This is a genomic window from Nocardioides sp. NPDC092400 (assembly GCF_040684155.1).
Lineage (GTDB): Bacteria > Actinomycetota > Actinomycetes > Propionibacteriales > Nocardioidaceae > Nocardioides.
Genome location: NZ_JBFBFJ010000008.1, coordinates 85238 through 108054, shown reverse-complemented (window position 1 = coordinate 108054; position 22817 = coordinate 85238). Strand labels below are relative to the sequence as shown.

20 protein-coding genes and 1 pseudogene are annotated in these 22817 nt (G+C 74.9%); 8 read left to right on the top strand and 13 right to left on the bottom strand.

Features of this window, described 5'->3' with window-relative positions:
• Positions 1 to 96 precede the first annotated feature (96 nt).
• On the top strand, positions 97 to 924 hold the full coding sequence (locus AB0N29_RS19300) for a fumarylacetoacetate hydrolase family protein (protein ID WP_302267059.1): 828 nt from the start codon (positions 97 to 99) through the stop codon (positions 922 to 924).
• Between the two features lie 62 nt (positions 925 to 986).
• Here the strand turns inward: AB0N29_RS19300 and AB0N29_RS19295 are convergent, their stop codons facing one another.
• On the bottom strand, positions 987 to 1370 hold the full coding sequence (locus tag AB0N29_RS19295; RefSeq protein WP_364869376.1) for a VOC family protein: 384 nt from the start codon (positions 1368 to 1370) through the stop codon (positions 987 to 989).
• A gap of 51 nt (positions 1371 to 1421) precedes the next feature.
• On the opposite strand from AB0N29_RS19295, the gene AB0N29_RS19290 reads away from it, so the two are divergent.
• On the top strand, positions 1422 to 2264 hold the full coding sequence (locus AB0N29_RS19290; RefSeq protein ID WP_364869372.1) for a helix-turn-helix domain-containing protein: 843 nt from the start codon (positions 1422 to 1424) through the stop codon (positions 2262 to 2264).
• 212 nt (positions 2265 to 2476) lie between these two features.
• Here AB0N29_RS19290 and AB0N29_RS19285 read toward each other — a convergent pair whose 3' ends face one another.
• From AB0N29_RS19285 to AB0N29_RS19270, 4 genes are all read right to left on the bottom strand, one after another.
• Entirely contained in the window at positions 2477 to 5983 is a 3507-nt protein-coding gene (locus tag AB0N29_RS19285; RefSeq protein WP_364869369.1) for an SbcC/MukB-like Walker B domain-containing protein, read from the bottom strand.
• Positions 5984 to 5985: 2 nt separating this feature from the next.
• Positions 5986 to 6759, bottom strand: a complete 774-nt coding sequence (locus tag AB0N29_RS19280; protein WP_364869366.1) for a DUF4194 domain-containing protein — start codon at positions 6757 to 6759, stop codon at positions 5986 to 5988.
• Positions 6756 to 8285: a DUF3375 domain-containing protein gene (locus AB0N29_RS19275; protein ID WP_364869363.1), complete on the bottom strand. Its 1530-nt coding sequence runs from the start codon at positions 8283 to 8285 to the stop codon at positions 6756 to 6758. Before AB0N29_RS19275 ends, AB0N29_RS19280 begins: the two co-directional genes overlap by 4 nt.
• Before the next feature lie 106 nt (positions 8286 to 8391).
• Entirely contained in the window at positions 8392 to 9927 is a 1536-nt protein-coding gene (locus AB0N29_RS19270) for a SulP family inorganic anion transporter (protein ID WP_364869360.1), read from the bottom strand.
• 65 nt (positions 9928 to 9992) lie between these two features.
• Between AB0N29_RS19270 and AB0N29_RS19265 the strand changes: the two genes are divergently transcribed.
• A complete protein-coding gene (locus tag AB0N29_RS19265) occupies positions 9993 to 10382 on the top strand; it encodes a MerR family transcriptional regulator (RefSeq protein ID WP_364869358.1) in 390 nt (129 codons plus the stop codon).
• Between the two features lie 10 nt (positions 10383 to 10392).
• Here AB0N29_RS19265 and AB0N29_RS19260 read toward each other — a convergent pair whose 3' ends face one another.
• Positions 10393 to 11295, bottom strand: a complete 903-nt coding sequence (locus AB0N29_RS19260; RefSeq protein WP_364869355.1) for a LysR family transcriptional regulator — start codon at positions 11293 to 11295, stop codon at positions 10393 to 10395.
• Between the two features lie 72 nt (positions 11296 to 11367).
• On the opposite strand from AB0N29_RS19260, the gene AB0N29_RS19255 reads away from it, so the two are divergent.
• From AB0N29_RS19255 to AB0N29_RS19245, 3 genes are read left to right on the top strand one after another with little or no spacing between them, the layout of a single operon-like run.
• Complete coding sequence (locus tag AB0N29_RS19255) at positions 11368 to 12555, top strand: thiolase family protein (protein WP_364869353.1); 1188 nt, start codon at positions 11368 to 11370, stop codon at positions 12553 to 12555.
• Complete coding sequence (locus AB0N29_RS19250; RefSeq protein ID WP_302267070.1) at positions 12555 to 13250, top strand: 3-oxoacid CoA-transferase subunit A; 696 nt, start codon at positions 12555 to 12557, stop codon at positions 13248 to 13250. The genes AB0N29_RS19255 and AB0N29_RS19250 overlap by 1 nt, the downstream gene beginning before the upstream one ends.
• Positions 13250 to 13921: a CoA-transferase gene (locus AB0N29_RS19245; RefSeq protein WP_364869350.1), complete on the top strand. Its 672-nt coding sequence runs from the start codon at positions 13250 to 13252 to the stop codon at positions 13919 to 13921. Before AB0N29_RS19250 ends, AB0N29_RS19245 begins: the two co-directional genes overlap by 1 nt.
• 28 nt (positions 13922 to 13949) lie before the next feature.
• On the opposite strand, the gene pcaC is transcribed toward AB0N29_RS19245, so the two are convergent.
• The 5 genes and pseudogenes from pcaC to pcaH all read right to left on the bottom strand — a co-directional run bounded on the left by pcaC (position 13950) and on the right by pcaH (position 17800).
• Positions 13950 to 14303 (bottom strand): 4-carboxymuconolactone decarboxylase, encoded by a 354-nt coding sequence (gene pcaC, locus AB0N29_RS19240; RefSeq protein ID WP_364869541.1) that lies wholly within the window; start codon positions 14301 to 14303, stop codon positions 13950 to 13952.
• A gap of 132 nt (positions 14304 to 14435) precedes the next feature.
• A pseudogene (locus AB0N29_RS19235) lies at positions 14436 to 15173 on the bottom strand (alpha/beta fold hydrolase); the annotation flags it as partial.
• Entirely contained in the window at positions 15170 to 16387 is a 1218-nt protein-coding gene (locus AB0N29_RS19230; protein WP_302267075.1) for a lyase family protein, read from the bottom strand. The pseudogene AB0N29_RS19235 and the gene AB0N29_RS19230, both read right to left, overlap by 4 nt.
• Position 16388: 1 nt before the next feature.
• Positions 16389 to 16946 (bottom strand): protocatechuate 3,4-dioxygenase subunit alpha, encoded by a 558-nt coding sequence (pcaG, locus tag AB0N29_RS19225; RefSeq protein WP_302267076.1) that lies wholly within the window; start codon positions 16944 to 16946, stop codon positions 16389 to 16391.
• Entirely contained in the window at positions 16946 to 17800 is an 855-nt protein-coding gene (gene pcaH / locus AB0N29_RS19220) for a protocatechuate 3,4-dioxygenase subunit beta (protein ID WP_364869346.1), read from the bottom strand. The genes pcaG and pcaH overlap by 1 nt, the downstream gene beginning before the upstream one ends.
• Positions 17801 to 17936: 136 nt before the next feature.
• Between pcaH and AB0N29_RS19215 the strand changes: the two genes are divergently transcribed.
• Together AB0N29_RS19215 and AB0N29_RS19210 are read left to right on the top strand one after the other, a co-directional pair.
• Positions 17937 to 19214 (top strand): aromatic acid/H+ symport family MFS transporter, encoded by a 1278-nt coding sequence (locus AB0N29_RS19215; RefSeq protein ID WP_302267078.1) that lies wholly within the window; start codon positions 17937 to 17939, stop codon positions 19212 to 19214.
• A gap of 31 nt (positions 19215 to 19245) precedes the next feature.
• Entirely contained in the window at positions 19246 to 20031 is a 786-nt protein-coding gene (locus AB0N29_RS19210) for an IclR family transcriptional regulator (RefSeq protein ID WP_302267079.1), read from the top strand.
• Positions 20032 to 20049: 18 nt separating this feature from the next.
• On the opposite strand, the gene AB0N29_RS19205 is transcribed toward AB0N29_RS19210, so the two are convergent.
• On the bottom strand, positions 20050 to 21498 hold the full coding sequence (locus tag AB0N29_RS19205; protein WP_364869341.1) for an aldehyde dehydrogenase family protein: 1449 nt from the start codon (positions 21496 to 21498) through the stop codon (positions 20050 to 20052).
• 61 nt (positions 21499 to 21559) lie between these two features.
• Positions 21560 to 22753 (bottom strand): 4-hydroxybenzoate 3-monooxygenase, encoded by a 1194-nt coding sequence (locus AB0N29_RS19200; RefSeq protein WP_364869338.1) that lies wholly within the window; start codon positions 22751 to 22753, stop codon positions 21560 to 21562.
• Between the last annotated feature and the right edge of the window lie 64 nt (positions 22754 to 22817).

Below are 22817 nucleotides of genomic sequence, written 5' to 3'. Positions count from 1 at the left end.
CAGCGGCCTCCCGACCACCGGTACCTCCGCGCGCCGGCCGTACCGATCAGCGAGACCGTCCGGCGGCCGGCCCGCAGCGCACGACACGCTGGCCCCGTGAGCGACCCCTACTCCCCGAGCAACGTCGGCCGCACCGACGTCCCCGACGCCGCGATCCGCGAGGCCGCCGACCGGCTCCTCGAGGCGGCGCGGACCGTCGAGCCCTGCGCGCCGGTGCGCGACCTGATCGGCTCCGAGGACCTCGCCGCGGCGTACGCCGTGCAGTCCCGGCTCGTCGCCGCGCGGCGGGCCGAGGGCGCGGTGGTGGTCGGCCGGAAGATCGGCGCGACCTCGGTGGCGGTGCAGCAGCAGCTCGGCGTCGACCAGCCGGACTTCGGCTGGCTCTTCGACGACATGGACCTCACCGGCGCCGCCGAGGTGCCGATGGCCCGGCTGCTGCAGCCCAAGGCCGAGGCCGAGGTGGCCTTCGTCCTCGGCGCCGACCTCGACGAGGGCCCGCTCGACCACGCGCAGCTCCGCGCGGCCGTCGACCACGCCGTCGCGGCGATCGAGGTCGTCGACAGCCGGATCGCGGGCTGGGACATCTCCTTCGGCGACACCGTCGCCGACAACGCCTCCAGCGGCCTCTACGTCCTCGGCACCGAGCGCCGCACCCTCGACGAGGTCGAGCCGGTCGAGGTCACCATGCGGATGACGATCGACGGCGAGGAGGTCTCCACCGGCAACGGCGCGGCCTGCCTCGGCGACCCGATCAACGCCCTGGCGTGGCTGGCCCGCGCCGCCCGGGCGTACGGCGAGCCGCTCCGCGCCGGCCAGGTCGTCCTCTCCGGCGCGCTGGGCCCGATGCGCGAGGTGCACCCCGGTGCCACCGTCGTCGCCGAGATCGGCGGGCTCGGCTCCGTCACCGCGCGGTTCTCGGGCTGACCGGGAGATTCGTCGGCTGACCGGGAGATCCATCGGCCGGCCGATGAAACTTCCGGCCGCGATCAGCCCTCCCGCGGCGGGCACAGGCAGAACGGGTGCCCGTCGGGGTCGAGCATCACGTGCCACTGCTCCCCGCCCGGCTGCTCGGGCGCCGGCGTGGCACCGAGCGACTCGGCGTGGGCGACCGCCCGGCCGAGGTCGCTGACGCGGAAGTCCAGGTGGTACTGCTGCGGGTGCTCCTGCCCGGGCCACTGCGGCCGCGTGAACCCCTCGGCGCGCTGGAAGTTCACGGTGGTGCCGTCCAGGACGGCCTGCGCGAAGCCGTACTCCGGGTACTCCCCCGTGACCTCCCCACCGACGAGGTCGGCGTAGAAGCGGGCGAGCCGGGCGGAGTCCGAGCAGTCGATGGTGACGGCGAGGAGGGCGGTGACGGGGGTGCTGGTCATGGTGCCCACGATCGGCGACCCACCGTCGGTGGGTCTTGCAAGAATCCGACAGTGACCTGGTCCGTGGCACCGATCGAGGTGGACGAGCCCGCCCACCTGCGGGACGCGCGCGGGTTCACCCCGTCGCTGCGGCGCTGGGCACCTCCGGCCGCCCTCAACGACGTCGTACGCCGGTTCTGGGTGCCGGTCTGGTCACTGCCGCCAAGCGCCTCCTCGGTGCAGCGGGTCCTGCAGCACCCCGTCTGCCAGCTCGTGGTCGGCTCCGAGGAGGCGGTCCTGGTCGGGCCGGACCGCGGGATGGGCACCCGCGAGCTGCGCGGCAGCGGCTGGGCGGTCGGCGTCATGCTGCAGCCGGCCGTGGGCACGGTGCTGGCCGGCGGGCCGATGACGGGGCTCACCGACCGGCAGCTCGACCTGGCGGCCGTGCGGGGGCTCGACGCCGCGGGCGGCGCGGCCGGTCTCGCGTCGCGGGTCCGGGCGGTGATGGCGCCGGGGCCGGCCGACCCCGAGCGCCAGGCCCAGGCCTGCTCGCTCCTGGCGACGGCGCTCGCCGCCCTCCTGCCCGTCGACGAGGAGGGGTTGCTCGTCAACCGGCTGGTGGCGGAGGTCGAGGCCGACCCGGGCATCCGCCGCGTGGGCGACCTGTGCGAGCGGTTCGCCACGACCGAGCGCACCCTGCAGCGGCTCACCGCCCGCCGGATCGGACTGTCGCCCAAGTGGCTGGTCCAGCGCCGCCGGCTGCACGAGGTCGCCGAGCGGCTGCGTGCCGGCGAGGGGGCCGACCTCGCGACCGTCGCCGCCGAGCTGGGCTACGCCGACCAGTCGCACCTGACCCGCGACTTCCGCGCGGTCACCGGCACCACGCCGGGCGCGTTCGCCGCCGAGCCGCGGTGAGCGTCGCCGGGGCTTCACCCTCGCCCTCGTCGGTTCATCAAGGTATGCAGACGGAGCGACGGCGGCTGGTTCGTCTGCATACCTTGGTGGACCAGCGCTTCCCCGGGTGAGCTCGCCACGGGAGGCGACCGTTCGGCGACATACCTTGATGGACCGACAGGCACGGCCGCGCCCCAGCCCAGGCCAGGCCAGGCAAGGCCCGCCCCGGCCGGCTAGCCCCCGGCCACCACGTCGCTGATCGGGGTGATCCAGGCCTGGTGCGTGGCGCTGTTCTTGGTGATCGCGAGCAGCTCGTCCATGTGCGGCTCCAGACCGGTCACCTTGTCCAGCGGGACGCCGACGACCAGCTGGAAGCCGAGCCCCTTCCAGGCCTGCACGGCGCGGCCGGCGAACTCCGAGTCGGCCTTGACGAAGCCCTCGTCGAGGAAGACCGGGGCGAACCGCGGCCGCGAGCGCAGCTCGTCGCCGAGCCGGAAGCGCAGCGCGGAGCCGACGATGAAGGCGACCAGCTCCTGGGTCTCACCGCCGCTCTTCTCCCCCAGCGTCCGGTACGTCGCGCGCAGCTCGCCCGTCGTGTGGTCGTAGCGCTCCGCGCTGACCTCGACGTGGCGGCGCACGTCGAGCAGCCGGTCGCGGTCGGTGGTGACCGGGCCGGCCTCGCCGTTCTGGGCGGGCCGGCGCAGCTGCTGCATGAACCGGCTGAGCTGGTCGAACCGCTCCTCCAGGCCCGCCTCGTCCAGCTCCCGGGTCGTGCCGGAGGAGAGCGCGCGGAGGTCGCGCAGGAACACCTGCACGTGCGCCGGGGCCAGCCGGCGCAGCCGGATCCGCAGGCGGTCGCGGGTGGCGCCGAACTCCAGCCGCCGCAGGATCGCGTTGATCGGCTCGAGGCGGTCCTCGATCTCCTCGATCGAGGCGGCCATGGCACCCACGAGGGGCACGAGGTCCTGCCCGCTCCACTCGGTGAGCCGGCGTCGCCACTCCGAGCGGCGCTGGGCCAGCCCGGTCCCGCGGACCTCGTCGAGGATCCGCGCGTAGTCGGGGTAGGAGTCGGCGCTCGTGCCCAGGTTCGGGGAGTCCCACTGCACCTTGTAGAGCCGGAAGATCGCGCTGAGCTCCTCCTCGACCCGGCGCGTCTCCGCCTCGGCGTCGGCCACCGCCGCGCGCAGCCCCTCGGCGAGCCGGTGGGAGCTCTCGTGGAACCGCTCGAGGTCCTCGGGATCCGCCGGCGCGGCAGCCACCGCGAGCTCGGCGGCCAGGGCGGCGTCCTGCTCGGGGGTCAGCTCGACCTCGCCGGCCTGCTCGACGGCCTCGAGCCGGTCCTTGACGGCGTCCTCGTCGTCGACGAGCGCGGCGTGCGCCCCGGCCAGCTCCCGCTGACGCTGCTCGAGGGCGAACCGCTCGCGCCGGACCACCTCGAGCCGCTCGGAGAGCTCCTCGACCTGGGCCTGCAGCACCTGCAGCCGGTCGTCGGAGCCCAGGATCTCCTCCCGGCGCCGCTCGAGGTCCGCGGTCCGACGGTCGCTCGCGGCAACGTCGAGGTCGTCGAAGCGCGCGGCCGCGACGGTCTCGTACGCCGTGCGCCGCTGCTCGAGCACGCCGGCCCGCCGGTCGAGCTCGGCGACCTCGGCGTCGAGCCCGCGCAGCTGCTCCTCGAGCGCGGCCAGCTCGGCGTCGATCTCGGCGATCGCCTCGGCGTTGGAGAAGCCGATGATGCTGCGGACCTCGGAGCGGCCGTGCGTGCCGCGGCGGCCGTTGCGCGTCTGGCCCGCGGGCGTGACACGGAACCCGTCGCCGGACAGGTCGGCCGCGGTCTCGACGCAGCGCGCGTTGCGCGAGGGGTGCGCGACGTGGGCCTGGACCCAGCCGGAGAACGGCGAGTCCTGGTACAGGAGCTTGCCGGCGATCCGCTCGGGGTCGGCCGGTCCGAGGTCGGGCAGGTCGAGCTCGGCGCCCTCGAACGTCAGCCGTCCCCGCAGCCGGAGGCCGTCGATGGCGCGCGAGAAGTCGCCGAGCCGGTCGAGCGGCACCAGCATGAGGCGCGCGGTGCCGCCGAGCACGGTTTCCACCGCCGTGCGCCACCGCGACTCCTCCGGGGCGACGTCGAGCAGCTCGGCGACGTACGGCAGGTCGGTGGCGGCGAGCCCGCTGGCGCGGGCGACCTCGGCGCGCATCTCGTGCATGCCGGCCGGCACCCGGCCGGCCCGGCTCTCCAGGGAAGCGCGCTCGCGGCGCAGCTCGCCCTGCCGCTGCTGGAGCGGGTAGCGCCGGTCGCGGGCGCCGTCGCGGTCCCGCTTGATCGTCTCCAGCGCCGACCGGCACCCCGAGAGCCACTGCCGCGCGTGCTGCTGGAGCACCGCGAAGGCCTCGGCCGACATCAGCGCGCCGTCCAGGTCGGGCCCCTCGCCGTCGCTGGTGTCGACCAGCGGGAGCAGGCGCTCCTGCAGCGCGGCGCGCCGGGCCAGCCGGTCCTCGCGCACGACCTGCTCCTGCTCCAGGGCGAGCCCGAGCGACTGCAGGGTGGAGCCGCCGGCGGCGCGGTGCTCCTCCTTCGCGGCCTCGAGGTCGCCGAGCAGCGTCTTCTCGGTCGACAGCGCGCTGGTGAGCTCGCTGGTGGTGGTGGCCCGGGCCTCGCGGTTCTCCGTCACCGCGGCCTCGATCAGCCGCAGGTGCGTGCGCAGCAGCCACAGCCGCAGCGGGGTGTCGCCGGGCAGCGTCACGCCGTAGGAGTCCAGCTCGGCCAGCCGGGCCGCGGCGGCCACCCGCCGCTCGTGCAGGGCCGTGATCGGCTCGAGCAGTGCGAGCTTCTGCTCCTCGGTGCGCATCGCGGCGTAGGCGCGCTCGAGGTCGTCGAAGTGCTCGACGGCGCGGTCGGCGGCGGCGTACGTGCTGGGCCGCTCGAGCACCATCTCCTTGTAGAGCTCGTCGACGCTGCGGACCTGGTTGCCGGCCTGGATCCGGGCCAGCAGCCGCAGCGCCTTGGCGCCGTCGCCGTTGGCGCCGATGCCGAGCCGCGCGTGCAGGACCGCGGAGAAGTCCGCGTAGGTCCGGTGGACCCGGACGCCGGGGAAGAGCTTCTTGAGCGTGTTCGCGTGGAACCGGTCCGGGACCGCCACCTCGAGCGTCGCCAGCGGGAGCGCGCCCTCGTGGGTGGCCAGCTGCATCTGCACGTCGGCGGAGCGGGTCGCGCGGCGCGGGACGTAGTAGGTGCGCAGGGCGGTGAACCGGCCGCCCCGGTCGTTGACGAAGGTCATCGCCACGGCGCCCCAGGTGTCGGAGCCCTGCCCGCGCAGCAGCCGCTCGACCGGTCGGCCAGTCCGGGGGTCGTCCACGACGTCGACGGCACCGCGCAGGTACGACAGCAGGTTGCGCTGGCCGACGCCCCGGGCGCGCCCGGCGACCGCGTCGTTGGAGGCGCCGTTGAACTTGGTGTCCGACGGCATCATCAGCGCGGTGTAGGCGTCGAGCACGGTGCTCTTGCCGACGCCGGAAGCGCCGGAGATCATCGTGGCGTCGCCGCGCAGCGGGATGGTGGTGAGCCCGCCGAAGCCGCCCCAGTTGACCAGCTGCATCAGCGCGGCGCGCCACTGCATCCCGTCGTCGGAGGGCAGGGCCACGACCTGCCGGTCGAACAGCCCGTCGGAGCGCTCGCCCTCGACGTGCTCCGGGCGCGCGGGGTCCTCGGGGTGCTGGGTCAGCTGCTCGGTCTCGTCGATCGACATGGTCACTCCCCTGCCTGCACGGCGGCGTCGGCGGCCTCATCGGCGGCGGCGTGGTCGCCGAAGAGGCCGGCGCCCTCCGGCTCCTCCTCTGTCGCGCGCGGCTCGGCGTTGGCACGCCGCAGCGCCTCGAGCAGCTCCTGCAGCAGCTCGAGCGGCAGCAGCGGCTCGACCGCCTCGCTGATCTCGAACCGGTCCTCGTGGTCACCGGCGACCAGCAGCCCGGCCTTGACGATGCTGGTGACCGCGTTGCGGGCGCGCTTCTCGTCACCGGCCTCGTCGGTGGCGTGCGCCGGCCGGAAGCTCGCGACGTGCTCGAGGACGTCCTCGAGGTCCACGAACACCCGGGACTCGCCCCCGGCGGCGCCGGCGCGCAGCCGGTCGCGCAGGTGCACGAGCACGAGGGTCTCCTCGCGCGACCACGCCGCGTCGTACAGCAGGGTCGGGAACCGGCTGCCGGTCTCCGAGGTCGCCTGCCGCTTCCAGGCGACCTCGCGGACGCGGTCGACGACCAGGTCGAGGAAGAGGTCGTTGAGCCGGGAGCGCAGCACCCGCTCGTGCTCGACGAGGACCTGCCAGTCGCGCGGGTGCGTGCGGGCGCTGATGAAGCGCTGCTTGAGCAGGGTCACCAGGGCGTGGCGCTGCGCGTGCTCCAGCCCGCCCTCGTCGCCCTCCCACAGGGAGACCGACGTGTCGTCCAGCCCACCGTCCAGCCCACCGTCCAGCCCACCGGCCAGCCCGGGGCCCAGGTCCAGCTCGTCGCCGGTGTCCACGCTCATGCTCGGGTCTCCCCCTGGGGTCGGTCGGGTCGGTCGGGTCGGTCGGGCCGGTCGGGCCGGTCGGGGTCGGGCAGCGGCGTCCGCGGCACCGCGAAGGTGCGCGTCGAGCCGTCGGGTCGCACGGCGGCGAAGGCCTCCACGGCGTCCTCCTCGCTGGTCCAGTCGCGGTCGGCGGCGAGGTGCAGCAGCCCGAAGACCTCGACCGGTCGGCGCAGCGGCGGCTCCAGGGTGTCGAAGAGCTCGCCGAGCGACCCCGCCGGCGCGAGGGAGGCGAGGGAGGCGTCCAGCCGCTCGCGCAGCTCGGCCAGGCGCGGGCCGCCCTGGGCGACCAGGTCGGCCATCGACAGCGGTGGGGCGTCCTCGGGGTCGGGGTGCCCGATCCGCTCGGGCAGCACGTCGTCGGCGGGGTCGTGGAACCGCTCGCGCAGGTGCTCGATGCCGGTCCGCGCCGGGAGCAGCGGCACGTCGTGGGTGGCGCGGGGACCGGTGCCGGCCATCCACGTCATCAGCTCCGACTCCACCTGGCGCAGCGTCTGCTCGAGCTCGCGGTCCCGGACGGCGTCGCGGGAGACGATGTACTCCTTGAGCGTCGCGGTGACCCGGGACCGCTGGGCCAGCACGCGGTCCAGGCCGTCGCGCACGAGCCGGACGGTGCCCCGCAGCTCCGCCCGCTCGGCGTCGCTGGTGATCCGGTCCGCGAGCGGGTGCTCGAGGAGCGCGGTGAGGTCCTCTCGCAGCTGGGTGACCAGGCCGTCGTCGCGCAGCAGGGCGAACGCGCCCTCGAACGCGCGGCCCTCCTGGGTGGCGGTCATCAGCGCGTCGGCGCGGGCCAGGTAGTCGTCGATCACCTGGCCCGGCGGGCGGTCCTCGGCCCGGAAGGCGGCCAGGATCTCGCCGCGGATGGTGGCGAAGCGCTCCTCGACCCGGGCGAAGTCGCTCGGCAGGGCCGAGACGAGCGAGAGCAGCTCGGTGAACCCCTCGAGCATGTAGTCCTCGGTCGCCCCCACCAGCTCGGCCCCGTCGACCAGCCGGTCGCGCTCGGCCTGCAGCCGGGCGATCTCCGCGTTGAGCAGCCCGACGCGCGCGCCGCGGTCGGGGTTGGCCTCGGCGTTGAAGCGGCGGACCGTGCCCAGGATCGTCGCGATCCGGTGCTCGCTGAGGGTGGCGCGGTCGCGGGCGAGGTTCTTGACCAGCTCCAGCGCCTGCTGGGCGTGCGAGGTCAGCGTGTAGACCTCGCGGCCGCCCTCGTCCAGGGACCGGACCAGCCACTGCCCGCGCATCCACCGCTGGCAGATCTCGCGACCGCTCCCGGTCGGCAGGTCGGTCTCACCGGCGGCGCGGACCTCGGCGAGGTGCTCCTCGACCTGCGCGTGCAGCCGGGCGGTGGGGATCGGCACGTTGTTGCGGCCGAAGGCCTCGCGGAAGATCGTGATGACGACGGCGGCCTGGCGCTGGTGCAGCAGGGTGAGGGTCGGCTGCGCGAAGGCGCGCCGGACCCCCGCGAGCTCCCCCGCGATCCCGCTCATGCCTGCTGCCCCTCCGTCGTGCCTGCTGCGCCGCTCGTGCGACCGCCAAGCATCCCAGGGCCGGTCGCGTGCGCCGAAACGCGGTCCCCGTCACGCTCCTGCCGGCTCAGTGCGCGGCGAGCCGCCCGCTCAGCCGGCGGTGCCGCTCGGCGCTGGCCGCGTCGAGGCCCACGATCTCGACGGCGGTGCCGCGTCGCTCGTACTTCGTGGTGATCGCGTCGAGCGCGGCGACGGTCGAGGCGTCCCAGACGTGGGCGTCCGCGAGGTCGATGACCACCCGGCCGGGGTCGTGCGCGTAGTCGAACTGGGTGGCGAGGTCGTTGCTCGAGGCGAAGAAGAGCTCGCCGGTGACCCGGTAGACCGCCGTGGCCGCGCCGTGCTCGTCCTCGACCAGCGTGCGCTCGGTCGCGGTCAGGTGGGCGACCCGGCGGGCGAAGAGCGTCATCGCGACGAGGACGCCGACGACGACGCCGATCGCGAGGTTGTGGGTGGCGACCGTGACGACGACCGTCGCGACCATGACGGCCGTCTCCGACCGCGGCATCCGGCGCAGGGTGCGGGGGCGGACCGAGTGCCAGTCGAAGGTGCCGACCGAGACCATCACCATGACCGCGACGAGCGCGGCCATGGGGATCAGCGCGACGACGTCGCCGAAGCCGACGACGAGCACCAGCAGCAGGACGCCGGCGAGGAAGGTCGAGATCCGCGTGCGGGCCCCGGAGACCTTCACGTTGATCATCGTCTGGCCGATCATCGCGCAGCCGCCCATGCCGCCGAAGAAGCCGGTGACCAGGTTGGCGGTGCCCTGCCCCCACGCCTCACGGGTCTTGTCCGAAGGGGTGTCGGTGATGTCGTCGACGAGCTTGGCGGTCAGCAGCGACTCCAGGAGCCCGACGACCGCCATGGCCAGGGCGTACGGCGCGATCGTCTCGAGGGTGTCGAGCGTGTACGGCACGTCCGGGACGAACCAGCTCGGCAGGCTGTCCGGCAGCCGGCCCTCGTCGCCCACGTCCGGGACGTCGAAGGAGCCGACCAGCGTGAAGGCGGTGAGCGCGACGATCGCGACGAGGGGCGCCGGCACGACGCTGTTGACCCGCGGGAAGCCGACGATGACCGCGATGCCGACCGCGACCATCGGGTAGACCAGCCACGGCACGTCGACGAGGTGGTCGACCTGGGCCTCGAGGATGAGGATCGCGAGCGCGTTGACGAAGCCGACCATCACCGAGCGCGGGATGAACCTCATCAGCCGCGCGACGCCGGCCAGGGCGAGCACGACCTGGACGAGGCCGCCGAGGATGACGGTAGCGATCAGGTAGTCGTACCCGTGGTCGCGCATGACCGGCGCGATCACGAGCGCGACCGCACCGGTAGCGGCCGAGATCATCGCCGGGCGACCGCCCAGGAACGAGATCGCGACGGCCATCGTGAACGACGCGAAGAGGCCCACCCGCGGGTCCACCCCGGCGATGATCGAGAACGAGATCGCCTCGGGGATGAGGGCGAGGGCCACCACGAGACCGGCGAGGACCTCGGTGCGCAGCAGCCTCGGCGAGCGGAGCGCGGCGCGGACCGACGGCTCGACGGGCGCGGCGGCGCCGGGAGCAGGTGCGGGGGCGGGCGTGGGGTGGGACGTCGGCACCGCCCGGACCCTACCCTTACGTGAGGGTAGGGTTGGCATCCCGGACGACAGTGAGGAGCGTGGGCATGGACACCGCGCGCAGCATGCACATCGGTGAGGTCGCGGCCCGCACCGAGCTCTCCCTGCGCAGCCTGCGCCACTGGGAGGAGGTCGGCCTGCTTCACCCCTCCGGCCGCACCGACGGCGGCTTCCGCCTCTACACCGAGGAGGACGTGGACAAGATCCTCGTCATCCGGCGGATGAAGCCGCTGGGCTTCAGCATCGAGGAGATGAAGGCCGTCATGACCGACATCGAGGTCCTGCGCGACCCCGGCACCGGCCCCGACGCGCGCCGAGAGGCGGGCGCTCGGTTGGAGGCGGTCCGCGACGACGCCGTCGGCCGGCGCGAGCGGCTCGTGCGGCAGCTCGGCATGGCCGACGAGTTCATCGACCTGCTCGGCCGGGAGACCCCCTAGCTCGATGCACCTAGCGCCCCGACCGGCCGGCCGCCAGCTGCCGCACGACGTCGAGGGCGGCGAGCAGGTGCGGCTCGTCCCGCGCCGCCCGGTGGGCGGCGACCAGCGCGACGCGCGGCACCGGGCCGACGAGCGGCACGTAGGTCACCCCGCCCAGCGGGAGGGCCCGCACCGGCTCGGGCACGACCGCGATGCCGAGCCCCCCGGCGACCAGGGTGACGAGGGTCGAGGTCTCACCCACCTCGTGCCGCACCGTCGGCTCGAACCCGGCGTCGCGGCACAGCCCCCGCACGACGTCGTACATCGCGGAGCGGCGCTCCGAGGCGTGCACCAGCAGCTCGACACCCTGGAGGTCGGCGACGCGCAGGCGCCGACGGCCGGCCAGCGGGTGGTCGTCCGGCACGGCCGCCACGAGGCGGTCCTCGCGCAGCGGGGTGACCGTGAGCGTCCCGTCGGTCACCGGCGGGCGCAGCAGCGCCAGGTCGACGGCACCCTGCCGCAGGGCCTCCTGCTGGTCGGCGGCCAGCATCTCGCCGCGGAACGACACGTCGACGCCGGGCAGCTCCTCGCTGAGCCGTCTCGCCAGCGCCGGCAGGAGGCTGTAGGTCACCGAGCCCACGCACCCGACGGTCAGGTGGCCCACCACCCCGGCGGCCGCGCGCCGGGCCTCGTGGGCGGCGTCCTCGACGGCAGCGAGGATCCCCCGGGCCCGCACCAGGTACGCCGCACCCGCGGGCGTGAGGTCGACCCTGCGGGTCGTGCGGGTCAGCAGCTCCACGCCGAGCTCGGCCTCGAGCCGACGGACCTGCTGGGAGAGCGGCGGCTGGGCGATGTGCAGGCGCTCGGCCGCCCGGCCGAAGTGCCGCTCCTCCGCGACCGCGACGAACGAACGGAGCTGTCGGAGCGAATCCATATCACCGAACATATCAATCGGGCGGCATCTTGATACTTCAGGATCCGGGCCGCTCCGCCTACGGTCGAGGGCATGAGCTCCTCCTACGTCTACGCCGCCGTGCGCACGCCCTTCGGCCGGTACGGCGGCGCGCTGGCCGGTGTCCGCCCCGACGACCTCTCCGCCTCGGTCATCCGGGCGGTCCTCGCCACGACGCCCGGGCTCGACCCGGCCGCGATCGGCGACGTCGTCTGGGGGAACGCGAACGGCGCCGGTGAGGAGAACCGGAACGTCGGCCGGATGGCCTCCCTGCTGGCCGGCCTGCCGGTGACCGTGCCCGGCACGACGGTCAACCGGCTCTGCGGCTCGAGCCTGGACGCGGTGGTCACCGGCTCGCGCGCGATCGAGACCGGGGACGCCGACGTCGTGCTGGCCGGCGGAGTGGAGTCGATGTCCCGCGCCCCGTGGGTGCTGCCGAAGCCGGCGAAGGGCTTCCCGGCCGGGGACACCACCGCCGTGTCCACGACCCTGGGCTGGCGGCTGGTCAACCCGCGGATGCCCCGGGAGTGGACGGTCTCCCTCGGCGAGGCCAACGAGCAGCTGCAGGAGCGGTTCGGCATCGACCGCGGGCGCCAGGACGCCTTCGCCGCGCGGTCGCACCGGTTGGCGCACCAGGCCTGGGAGGACGGCTTCTACGACGACCTGGTCGTCACCGTGGAGGGCACCGACCTGACCCGCGACGAGGGCATCCGCCCGTCGGCGTCGCCCGAGACCCTGGCCGGGCTGAAGCCCGCGTTCCGTCCCGACGGCACGATCACGGCCGGGAACGCATCGCCGCTGAGCGACGGCGCCTCGGCGGTGCTGCTGGGGTCGGCCGAAACTGCGGACCGCCTCGGCAGCGCTCCCCTGGCGCGGATCGCCGGGCGCGCGGCGCACGCGCTGGAGCCCCAGGCGTTCGGCTACGCCCCCGTGGAGGCCGCGAACCGCGCACTGGCCCGCGCCGGCATCGGCTGGGGGGAGGTCGGCGCGGTGGAGCTGAACGAGGCGTTCGCCGTGCAGTCGCTGGCGTGCCTCGACGCCTGGGGCGTCGACCCGGAGATCGTCAACACCCGTGGCGGCGCGATCGCCCTCGGCCACCCGCTCGGCGCCTCCGGCGGCCGGGTCGTCGGCACGCTGGCGAAGGTGCTCCGCGAGCGCGGCGAGCGCTGGGGGGTCGCGGCCATCTGCATCGGCGTGGGCCAGGGCCTGGCCGTCGTCCTCGAGAACGAGGCGGCCGCCTGATGGCCCGGACCGCCGTGCTGGAGACCGCCGACGAGGCCGTCGCCGGCATCGAGGACGGCGCGACCGTCCTGGTCGGCGGCTTCGGGCTGGCGGGCATGCCCTTCGACCTCCTCGACGCCCTCGTCCGCCAGGGCGCCACGGACCTCACGGTCGTGGCGAACAACGCCGGCAACGGGGAGGTCGGCCTGGCTGCGCTGCTGAAGGCGGGCCGGGTCCGCCGCATCCTGTGCTCCTTCCCGCGGCAGTCCGACTCCTACGTCTTCGACGAGCTCTACCGCTCCGGGCGGATCGAGCTCGAGGTCGTCCCCCAGGGCAACCTCGCCGAGCGGATGCGTGCGGCCGGTGCCGGCATCGGCGCGTTCTTCAGCCCGACCGCCGCCGGCACCGCGCTCGCCGAGGGCAAGGAGACCCGGGTGATCGACGGGCGCGAGCACGTGCTCGAGCACCCGATCCGCGGGGACTACGCGCTCGTCGCGGCCCACCGCGCCGACCGGACGGGCAACCTCGTCTACCGCAAGACCGCGCGCAACTTCGGGCCGGTCATGGCGACCGCGGCGGCGACGACGATCGTCCAGGTGGCCGAGGTCGTCGAGACCGGCTCGCTCGACCCCGAGGCCGTCGTGACGCCCTCGATCTACGTCGACCGCGTCGTCGCCGTCGAGCCGCAGCACCACACCGTCCGAGGAGCCCGCTGATGACCCTGACCTCCACCGACGCCCCGCTGTCGACCGAGGAGCTGGCCGCGGTCATCGCCGCCGACATCCCGGCCGGATCGTTCGTCAACCTCGGCATCGGCCAGCCGACCCGCATCGCCGACCACCTGACCCCCGCGCAGGAGGTCGTCCTCCACACCGAGAACGGCATGCTCGGCATGGGCCCCGCCGCCGGCCCCGACGAGGTCGACGCCGACCTGACCAACGCGGGCAAGGTGCCGGTCACCGAGCTGCCGGGAGCGGCGTACTTCCACCACGCCGACTCCTTCGCGATGATGCGCGGCGGCCACCTGGACGTCTGCGTCCTCGGCGCCTACCAGGTCGCCGCCACCGGCGACCTGGCCAACTGGCACACCGGGCGGGCCGACGACATCCCCGCCGTCGGCGGCGCCATGGACCTCGCGATCGGCGCGAAGTACGTGCGCGTGATGATGTCGCTCTTCGGTCGCGACGGCTCCCCCAAGCTGGTGCCCGCCTGCACCTACCCGCTCACCGGCGTCGCCTGCGTCAGCCGGGTCTACACCGACCACGGGGTCTTCACGGTCGGCGACGACACGCTCGCCCCGGGCGAGGTGGGCGTGCTGGCGACGTTCGGGACGACCGTCGCCGGACTGCAGGAGCGCCTGTCCGTCGCGCTCGTCGACCGGACCTGAGCGGAGGCCCGGCCCCGCACCGCCGGGGTCAGGCCTCGCCCAGCTCCGCGAGGGCGGCCTGCGCGATCCGGAACGCCGTGTTGGCGTCGGGCACCCCGCAGTAGATCGCGGTCTGCAGCAGCACCTCCTTGATCTCCTCCACGCTGAGCCCGTTCGTCCGCGCGGCACGGACGTGCATCGCCAGCTCCTCGTGGTGGCCCCGCGCCACGAGGGCGGTCAGCGTGACCATCGAGCGCGAGCGGCGGTCCAGCCCGGGGCGGGTCCAGATGCCGCCCCAGGCGTACTCGGTGATGAGCTCCTGGAAGTCCCGCGTGAGGTCGGTGGCCGCGGCCGTCGCCCGGTCGACGTGCGCGTCGCCCAGGACCTCCCGGCGCACCGCCATCCCTTCGTCGCGCACCTGCGCGACGGTCGCGTCCGGCCTGCGGGCGCCCGCGGGGCCCTCGGCGGTGGAGCCACCGCCGGGACGCCTCCCGGGCCCGCGGAGTGCGTGCTCGCGCACGAGGCGGGCCACCTCTTCCGGCGCCTCGACCGGGGCCAGGTGCGCGACACCCGGCAGGACGACCGCCCGGCCGTCCGGGACCCCGTCGGCGATCTCCTCGAGCGCCGACGGGGGCGTCGGCTGGTCGAGCTCCCCCGCCACCGCCAGCACCGGGGCCGCGACCTCGGCGAGCCGGTGCCGGACGTCGTAGGTCGCGAGCGCGCCGCAGACCGCGGCGTACCCCTCGTCGTCGGCGTCGGACAGCGCGTGCAGCAGCGCCGACCCGCGTGCCGGCTCGCGCTCGAGGAAACCGGGTCCGAACCAGCGCTGGGCCGAGCCGCTGACCATCGACGGTGTCCCGGACGCGCGCACCGTCGCCGCGCGCTCGAGCCAGGACTCGGGGGTGCCGATCGTCGCGCCCGTGCAGAGCGCGGTCGCGGTGAGCACCCGGTCCGGGGCGTCGAGCAGCAGCTGGAGCCCGACCGCGCCACCGACGGAGTCCCCGGCGTAGTGGAACGCGGCGGACGGGCCGGCGACCTCGTCGACCACCGCGAGCACGTCGGCGGCGAGCCCGCCGACGGTGACCGGGGAGGCGCCGACCGGCAGCCGGTTGCTGCCGTGGCCCGGCAGGTCCCAGCCGACCACGCGGAAGTCGCGCGCGAGGTGCTCGGCGGCGGCCGACCACAGCGCCGTGACCGACGTCCCGAGCGACGGGCCCAGGACCAGGAGCGGCAGCTCCGGACGGCCTCCGAGGTGGACGGCGGTGACGGTCACGATCGGTCTCCTCGAGGTCGCGGATGCTCGGCGGCGCGGGCCAGGGCCTCGTCGACCAGGTCCCCCACCAGCCCGTCGTACGACGCGAGGGGCTCGCGTCCGGTCAGGCCGGCCAGCGAGCGCTGCTCGGCGCGCACGTCGTGCTCGACCTCGGCGAGGCGGGCGGCCATCCGGTCGGTCCGGACGGAGAGCCCCCGCAGGAGGTCGGACGTATGGGAGGCGGCCACCACGGTGCGGCGCAGCAGCACCGCGATCGTGTGCCACTCCAGGTGCCACCCGCCGTCGGCGCGCTCGTCGACCTGCTCCGCCGCGGCCAGGTGCAGCGCGGCCGCCTGCTGCGGGCCGGCGAGCGCGGCGCGGCGGACGAGCACGGCCAGGGTCGGGTTGGCCTTCTGCGGCATGGCCGAGGAGCCGCCGGCGGAACCGTCCCGGAGCTCGCCCACCTCCGGCCGGCCGAGCGCGAGCACGTCGTTGGCGACCCGCCCCCAGGCGTCGGAGGCGGTGACGGCGGCGTCGGCGAGGCGGGTGACCGGGGTGCGGCGCGTGTGCCAGGGGGCGGACGGCTGCTCGAGGCCCAGCGCCGGTGCGAGGGACCGCCGCAGGGAGCGCGCGCCGTCCGCACCGGCGAGCTCCACGAGCGAGGCGAGGGTGCCGCCGGCGCCGCCGAGCTGCACCGGCAGGGCCAGGGCCGCGAGGAGCTCGTCGGCGTCGAGCACGCCGTGGAGCCAGGTCGCGGCCTTGGCGCCGAAGGTCGTGGGCACGGCCGGCTGCGTGAGCGTGCGCGCGACCATCGGTGTGCCGCGGTGCCGCTCGACGAGGTCGACGAGGACGGCGACCTGGTCCGCGACCTCCGCACGGACGGCGGCCACCGCGTCCCTGGCGCAGAGGACCAAGGCCGTGTCCAGCACGTCCTGGCTGGTCAGGCCGCGGTGCACCCAGGTGGCGGCGGGCTCCGGCAGGCGCTCGCGCAGCAGCCGCACCAGCCCGATCACCGGGTTGCCGCCGCGCTCGGCCTCGACGGCGAGCGACGCCAGCACCGCGGGCTCCGCGGCCGGATCCGGCCACGGCGCCGCACCGGCCGACGCCGGGGCCACGGCCGCGTCGACGAGGCACCGGAGCCACGCGTGCTCGACGGACACCATCGCGGCGAGGAGCGCACGGTCCGACATCGCCGGGCCGGCGCGGTGGTCGCCGGGCCACCACAGGGTCGTCACCTCAGGAGTGTCCCGGATAGGTGAGGAACACGGTCTCGTCCGCCCCCTGCAGCGCGATGTCGAAGCGCAGCCCGTGCTCGTCGCGCTCGCACAGCAGCGTGCCGGCCCGGTCGCCGGTGGAGCGCAGCAGCCCGTCGGGCCCGGCGCCCGGGCGCTCGGCCAGCGGCAGGTAGGCCCGGGTGAACAGCCGGTCGAGGAGTCCCCGGGCGAAGACCGTCACCGCGAAGCACGGCAGCCGGCCGTCCACGGAGCCGGGCTCCAGCGTCGTGAACGTGTAGCGGCCGGTCCGGTCGGTGGTCGAGCGGCCCCAGCCGGTGAAGGTGTGGCCGTCGCGCCGCAGGGAGCCGGCACGCTGGACGACGTTCCCCGCGGGGTCCGCCTGCCAGATCTCGACCAGGGCGTCCTGCACGCCCCGGCCCTCTCCGTCGGTGACCGTCCCGTGCAGGAGCACCGAACCGGGCGTGCCGGGGGCGACCAGGTCGCGGTCGCCGGCGTAGGGCAGGGCGTAGTGGAAGAACGGCCCGACGGTCTGGCCGGGCGTGGCGGTCCGGCGCGGCATCACGCGTCCCCCTCCTCGGTGGTGTCGGTCTCGACCGGGGTCCGGTGGGCCCCGGTGAGCACGATGTCCCACCGGTAGCCGGTGGCCCACTCGTGCTGGGTCAGGTCGTGGTCGTACGTCGCCACCAACCGCTCGCGGGCCTGCGGGTCCACGATCGACTGGTAGATCGGGTCCAGGGCGAAGAGCGGGTCGCCCGGGAAGTACATCTGCGTCACGACCCGCTGGGTGAAGTCGGTGCCGAACAACGAGAAGTGGATGTGCGCCGGCCGCCACGCGTTGTGGTGGTTGCGCCACGGGTAGGGCCCCGGCTTGATCGTGGTGAAGCGGTACCAGCCGTCCTCGTCGGTCAGGCACCGCCCCATGCCGGTGAAGTGCGGGTCGAGGGCGGCCGGGTGCTGGTCGCGCTGGTGGACGTAGCGCCCGCCCGCGTTGGCCTGCCAGATCTCGACGAGCTGGCGCCGCACCGGCCGGCCGTCGCCGTCGACCACGCGCCCGGTGACCACCGTGCGCTCGCCGACGGGCTCGCCGCCCCGCTGGATGGTCAGGTCCGCCTCGAGGGGGTCCACGTCGCGCTCCCCGAAGCACGGCGCCCACAGCTCGACGCCCTCGGGGTCGACCTGCACCAGGGCCTTCGTGGGGTGGCGCAGCAGGCTCGAGCGGTACGGCGGGTAGTCCAACCGCGGCCGGGTCTCCTCGCCGGCGTCCGCGTCGCGCGCGGCGTACTCCTCGGCGGTCCGGCGCATCTCGGCCGAGACCGCGGCCTGCGGTTCCAGCCCGCTGGTGGGGTCCCGCTCGACGTCCGGTCGGTTGGCCGCGGTGCTCCCGGCGGCGGCCGCCGCGCTGCTCTCGCTCACGGGTCCGACGCTAAGCCCCCGTGTGTGACGGCCGCCTCAGCACGCTTCCGGCCAGCGGAAGCCTGTCGTGCCATGCTCCCGGACGCCGGTGTCACGGTGAGCGGGTCCCCGCACCACCTGAGCTAGGAGCACCCCCGTGAGCAGCACACCGTCCACCTCCTCCCCGGGGTCCGTCCGCGGGACGTCGCCCCACCCCGCCTGGCCGGTCGTCCTGTGCTGGCTCGCCGTCGCGCTCGACGGCTTCGACCTGGTCGTGCTCGGCGCGGTCATCCCGGTGCTCTCGGAGTCCGGCGCGCTCGGCTTCACCGACGCGTCCCTGACGACTGCCTCCACCCTCGGGCTCGTCGGCGTCGGCATCGGCGCCGTCCTCATCGGCCCCCTCACCGACCGCTTCGGTCGCCGGCGCGCGCTCATCAGCAGCATCGCGCTGTTCTCCGTGCTGACCCTGGCGATCCCCCTGGCTCAGTCGGTCACCCAGTTCACCGTGCTGCGCTTCCTCGCGGGGCTGGGGCTCGGGGCGTGCCTGCCCACCGCGCTCGCCTACATCGCCGAGCACGCCCCGACGAGCCGCTCGGGTTCCGCGACGACGCGGATGATGACCGGCTACCACGTCGGTGCCGTGCTGACCGCGCTGCTCGCGCTGTGGGTGATCGACGCGTGGGGCTGGGAGTCGATGTTCGTCGTCGGCGGCGTGGCGGGCCTGCTCGTCGTGCCCGTGATGGTCGCGCGCCTCCCCGAGTCCGACAGCTACCTCGCCGCCCGCGAGGCCGTCCGGTCCGGCGTCACCGCGGAGCCCGTCGCACGTCCGGTCGACGTCGTGCGCGGCCGCTACCTGCGGATCAGCATCGGCCTGTGGGTCGCCTCGTTCATGGGCCTGCTGCTCGTCTACGGGCTCAACACCTGGTTGCCCAAGATCATGGGCGAGGCCGGCTACTCCATCAACGCCGGCACCGGCCTGCTGCTGGTGCTCAACGTCGGCGCCGTCATCGGCCTGGTCGTCGCCGGCTCGATCGCCGACGCCCGCGGCGGGAAGAGCACCGTGCTCGCGTGGTTCGGCCTCGCCGCGGTCTTCCTCGCGCTGCTCTCGATCAAGATCGAGAGCACCGTGCTGGTGTACGTCGCGGTGCTGCTCGCCGGCATCTTCGTCTTCAGCGCGCAGGTCCTCGTCTACGCGTTCGTCGGCACCCTCTACCCCGCCGCCGTGCGCGGCACCGCGCTGGGCATGTCGGCCGGCGTCGGCCGGGTCGGCGCCATCGTCGGACCCTCCCTCGGCGGCGCGATGGTGACCGCCGGGATCGCCTACCCCTGGGGCTTCTACGCCTTCGCGGTCGCCGCCGTGCTGGCCGTCCTGGCCCTGGCCACCGTGCCCTCCCGGACCACCCCGGAGCCGGTCGCCGCACCGGCCACCGCCTGAGCCGGGACGACCGGCGCGGCAGACTGGTCGGGTGGCCGGCAACTCGAGCTCCCCGGGCGTCAGCGTCACCGCGCGCGCCCTGTCGCTGCTGACCGCCTTCGACGAGACCCACCGGCGGCTCGGCCTGAGCGAGATGGCTCGCCGCGCCGACCTGCCGCTCGGCACCGCGCACCGCCTCGTCGGCGAGCTGGTGGCGTTCGGCGCCCTCAGCCGGAGCCCGTCCGGTGACTACGTGGTGGGCCGCCGGCTGTGGGACATCGGCCTGCTGGCCCCGGTGCAGACCGGCCTCCGGGAGGCGGCGTCACCGTACCTCCACGACCTCTACGGCGCGACCGCGGCGACCGTGCACCTCGCCGTCCGCGACGGCCTGGAGGTGCTCTACGTCGACCGGCTCCGCGGCAGCTCGTCGGTGCCGGTGGTGAGCACGGTCGGGTCCCGCCTGCCCCTCCACGCGACGGGGGTCGGCAAGGTCCTGCTCGCGCACGCCGGCCCGGAGGTCGAGGCCGCGGCGCTCGCACTGCTGGAGCCGGTGACGCCGTACACCGTCACCCAGCCCGGCACGCTGCGGCGCCAACTCAGCCGCGCCCGACGCGAGGGATGGGCGGCCACCGCGGAGGAGATGAGCCTGGGCGCCTGCTCGGTCGCGGTGCCGGTGCGCCAGCGTGGCGAGGTGGTCGCGGCGCTCGGGCTCGTGGTGGCGTCGCTGCGCACGGACCGGCCCCGCCTGGTGGCGGCCCTGGAGGTGGCGGCCCGCGGCATCGAGCGTGCCGTGGGCCGCCTGCCCGCCGTCGTGCCGCCCGAGGTGCGGAGCACCTGAGCGGCCGGCGTCACCCGGTCAGAACGGGTAGCGCTGGATGTCCGACTGGATCGTCACCCACTGCACGTCGCAGAACGTGTCGAGGTTGACCGAGGAGCCGAAGTGGCCGCCGGCCCCGGAGGCCTTCGTGCCGCCGAACGGCGCCACCGCCTCGTCGTCGACCGTCTGGTCGTTGACGTGGACCGCCCCCGCCTTGATGCGGTCGGCGAGCTGGAGGGCCGCGAACGGGTCCGCGGTCAGGATCGAGACCGACAGGCCGTACTCCGAGGAGTTGACGATGTCGATCGCCTCCTCGACGGTGTCGTAACCGGTCACCGGGGCGACCGGGCCGAAGATCTCCTCGCGCCAGGCCGGGCTGTCGAGGGGTACGTCGGTGAGCACGGTCGGTCGGTAGAAGAGCCCCTCGTGCGTGCCGCCGGCCCGCAGCCGGGCCCCTGCCTCGACGGTCGACCCGACCAGGGCGTGCACCTTCTCCAGCTGGCCCTGGTCGACGATCGGGCCGAGCGCGTTGGCCGGGTCGGTCGGGTCGCCCACCGAGATCCGGTCGGCCGCCTGGGCCAGCTTCGCGGCGTACTCCTCCAGCCGGTCCCGGGGCACCAGGTGCCGGCCGGTCGTCATGCAGATCTGGCCCTGGTGCAGGAAGGACCCCCAGGCGCCGGCCGACGCCGCGGCGTCGATGTCGGCGTCGGGCAGCACGAGCAGCGCGTTGTTGCCGCCGAGCTCGAGGTGCACCTTCTTCAGCAGCCCACCCGCGGTCTCGCCGATCCGGCGGCCGGCGGCCGTGGAGCCGGTGAAGGAGATGCAGGGGACGTCGGGGTGCGCGACGAGCGCCGCGCCGACGTCGGCGCCGGCGGGCAGCACGTGCAGCAGGCCCTCGGGCAGGCCGGCCTCGGCGAGGAGCGCGGCGAGCGCGAGCCCGCCGGAGACCGACGTGCGCGGGTCGGGCTTGAGGACGACCGCGTTGCCGAGCGCGAGGGCGGGCACGACCGATCGCATCGAGAGGATCGCCGGGAAGTTGAAGGGGCTGATCACGCCGACGACGCCCACCGGGGCGTAGCGGCCGATCGACATGCGCGGCTTCATGCTGCGCAGCAGCTGCCCGTAGGGCTGGGCCGCGAGCGCGGCACCGGCCTGCAGCTCGGAGGTCACGAGCATCGCCTCGAAGCCGGCCTTGCCCTGGCCGGAGCCGGACTCCGGCACCAACCAGCGGGTCAGCCGCTCCGGCTCGTCGCCGAGGAGCGCAGCCGCTCGGGTCATCACCGCGGCGCGCTCGGTGTAGGGCAGCGCCGCCCACGCCGGCTGAGCAGCCGCCGCGGCCCGCACCGCCCGGTCGAGGTCGGCGGTGTCGGCCTGCCCGACGCTCGCGATGGTCTCCCCCGTCGCCGGCGCGAGCACGGGACTGGTGCCCGCGCCGCCCGCGACGAAGCCGCCGCTGAAGATCTTGCCGTCCCAGGCCTCGGTCACCATGGCGTCCGTCCTCTCGTGTCCTGGCGACGGGCGTGTCCCGTCCCCAGCGGGGCCGGGGCGCTCACCGCGGCCCCGGCCAGCCCGTGTAGCCCTCGGCGAGGTACGCGGACCCGCTCGGCGAGCCGGTGAGCGAGGCCAGCTCGCCCTCCTGGCGGCGTACGTCGAAGGGCGTCGCCTCGGGCAGCGTGTGGAGCATCGTGGTCATCCAGTACGAGAAGTGCTGCGCCTTCCACACCCGGCCCAGCGCGCGCTCGCTGTACGTCGCCAACGGCTCGGTGCTGCGCTGCGCGACCGCCCGCTCGAGCTCCTCGGCGAGCACGCGGACGTCGGCGAGCGCGAGGTTGAGCCCCTTCGCGCCGGTCGGCGGCACCGTGTGCGCGGCGTCGCCCGCCAGGACGAGCCGGCCGTGGTGCATCGGTTCCTGCACGAAGCTGCGGAACGGCAGCACGGTCCGCGAGGTGATCGGCCCCTCCTGCAGCACGTGCCCGTTGTGGCCCACCCGCGCCTGCAGCTCCGACCAGATCCGGTCGTCCGACCAGTCGCCGACGTCCGCGGCCGGGTCGCACTGGAAGTACATCCGCTGCAGGGTCTCCGTGCGCTGGCTGATGAGCGCGAACCCGCGCGGCGAGTGGTTGTAGATCAGCTCGGGCGCGCTGGGCGGCGCCTCGGCGAGGATCCCGAACCAGGCGAAGGGGTACTCGCGGAAGTACTGCGTCCTCTCCTGCTCCGGCACCTCGCGGCGGCACAGGCTGCGGGACCCGTCGGTGCCGACGAGGAAGTCGGCCCGCACCTCGTGGGCGACGCCCTCGGCGTCGGTGAACCGCAGCACCGGCCGCTCCGAGGTGAGGTCGCCGACACCCACGTCGGTGACGCCGAACCGCACGTCGGCGCCGTCCCTCGCACGGGCGTCGGCGAGGTCGATGAAGACGTCGGTCTGCGGGTAGAGCTGGGCGGCGGCGCCGACGAGGCCCTCGAAGTCGATGCGGTGGCTGGCGCCGCCGAAGGCGAGCTCGATGCCCCCGTGGCGGTAGCCGTCGCGGTGCACGCGGTCCGAGACCCCGGTCTCGACGAGGAGGTCCACCGACCCCTGCTCCAGGATGCCGGCCCGCTGGGTCTCCTCGATCTCCCGGCGGCTGCGCAGGTCGACCGCGACCGACTCGATCCCGGCCGAGGACAGCAGGTGGGAGAGCATCAGGCCCGCCGGCCCGGCTCCGACGATGGCCACCTGCGTCCGGATCGGCGTGGGAGGCGTCATGCCGCGCATCCTGCGCCCACGGCCACGCCGGGACCATGCCACCCTTCCGCTCGGCGGAAGTGCC